The 1,796-nt window shown below is 62.6% G+C and carries 3 protein-coding genes; all 3 read right to left on the bottom strand.

The window, feature by feature from the left end; all coding sequences use genetic code 11:
- Positions 1–333: MFS transporter (locus WCB02_RS01710; protein WP_423955672.1), on the bottom strand; the 333-nt coding region annotated here is incomplete at its 3' end.
- 154 nt (positions 334–487) lie between these two features.
- Entirely contained in the window at positions 488–1,084 is a 597-nt protein-coding gene (gene pyrR / locus WCB02_RS01705) for a bifunctional pyr operon transcriptional regulator/uracil phosphoribosyltransferase PyrR (RefSeq protein ID WP_423955670.1), read from the bottom strand.
- Positions 1,085–1,176: 92 nt separating this feature from the next.
- The coding region (locus tag WCB02_RS01700) for a hypothetical protein (RefSeq protein WP_423955668.1) at positions 1,177–1,796 on the bottom strand (620 nt) is incomplete at its 5' end.

Genomic DNA, 1,796 nt, shown 5'->3' with positions numbered 1-1,796 from the left:
GACGAGGGTTGTCTTGACGGGCCAGCGATCGACGAAGACACCGCTGATGACGCTGATGAGCGCGATGGGCAGAAGGTAGGCGATCTGGATGCCGGTAACCTGCTGCGGTGTGGCGTGCAGGCGGAAGGTCATGTAGGTGATGACCGCGAATAGCGCGAGGAAGTCGCCGAAGGTGGAGACGATCTGCGCGTACCAGAGGCGGCGCATGGTGACGACGCGGAGCACAGCGCGCATGCTGAGTGGTTCTGGGGCGTTGGGTGCGGGCACGGGAATGGCTTCGACGGCGTTGGCGTCGCGCTCGTTGTCGAGTTCATTGGGGGATTCCTGGCTCATGGTGTTGGTTCCAGATATAGATGCAGGGTCACATGGGAAGGACGCAGAGATGTGTACCTGCGACATGCAAAAGACGGGACGCCGTCTCTCGATCGTGGCTGGTGAGCTACAGAGAAGATGGAGCTAATGCGGTTTCGTGCGGAAGCGGGAGAATCTAGTCGGCGAGCTCGACGAGGAGGACTTGTTCGTCGTTGTCGATCTCACGGAGTTTGACTTCGATGATTTCTTTGCGCGAGGTAGGGACGGTACGGCCGATGAAGCGGGCTTCGATGGGAAGCTCGCGATGGCCGCGGTCGATGAGGACGAGCAGCTGGACGGACTTGGGGCGGCCCTGGTCGAAGAGAGCGTCGAGGGCAGCGCGGATGGTGCGACCGGTGTAGAGGACGTCGTCCATCAGGATGATGTCGCGGCCATTGACGTCGAAGCCGATGTCGCCCTTTTCGACAACGGGGCGGGGGCCGGCGGTGGAGAGGTCGTCGCGATAGAAGCTGATGTCGAGCACGCCGGTATCGACGGGAGACTTTTCGATGGTCTCGATGAGCTTGGCAATGCGTTGGGCAAGCGGGACGCCGCGACGCTTGATGCCGATGAGGCCGAGGTTGGCGCTGCCGTTATTGCGCTCAACGATCTCGTGCGCCAGCCGGACGAGGGTGCGCTCGATCTCGGAGGCCGACATAAGGCGGCCCTTCTCGCGGAGCTGTGGCTTGGAGGCGGACGGAGTGGCTGCGGCGGAACTGGTGGGATCGCTCATGGTTTGCCCTTCATGATAGCAGCGGACGGTACCGGTCGGCGTGCGTCTGCGAGGGACGTGGGCGGGTATCGGGACAACGCGCGCACGGGAGGTCAGGCACGGGGTGAGCGGGAGCGCAAATAGCCGGCGAAGGCGCCGGCGGTCGCGGAATAGGCGAGATAGAGCACCAGGCCGAAGAAGATGCTGCTGAGCAGGATGCCGGCGCGGAACTCCGGGATGGCGAGCATGTCGTTCATCATTTTGATGGACTGTTGCGATTGAGTGGCGAAGTTCGTTTGCACCTGCGCAAACATTTTAGCGATTTGGGTATCGAGGTCGGCGGTGGAATGGAAGACGAAGCGCTCGAGAACGAGACCGATGGTGTTGAGCGTGGCGGTAACGACGAGGATGGCAAGTCCCGTGAGCAGGCCAAGGCGCGCACCAAAACCGGCAGTGATGCGGGTTTTGCGGAACCGGGAGCTGTAGACGCCCATGACGATGATCGGTGCGGAGATGAACCAGAAGAACGAGACCAGCGTGATGGGGGGCAGAGCGAAGGAAAGCAAGCCGAGAGCAGCGGCGACGGCACCTGCCAGCCCGGCACACTGGATGGCGCCGCGCCAGATAATGGCGTTGCTGGGAGCGGCGGGCTGTGGGATCGGCTGGGCGAGGGGATTGGCGGCAGCCTGCTGAGCACTGATCTGCTGATCGATCTGGTCGCGCAGCTCTTCGG

This window comes from Bradyrhizobium sp. (assembly GCF_049581145.1).
Taxonomy (GTDB): Bacteria; Pseudomonadota; Alphaproteobacteria; order Rhizobiales; family Xanthobacteraceae; genus Bradyrhizobium.
This window is presented reverse-complemented; position numbering and strand designations above follow the sequence as displayed.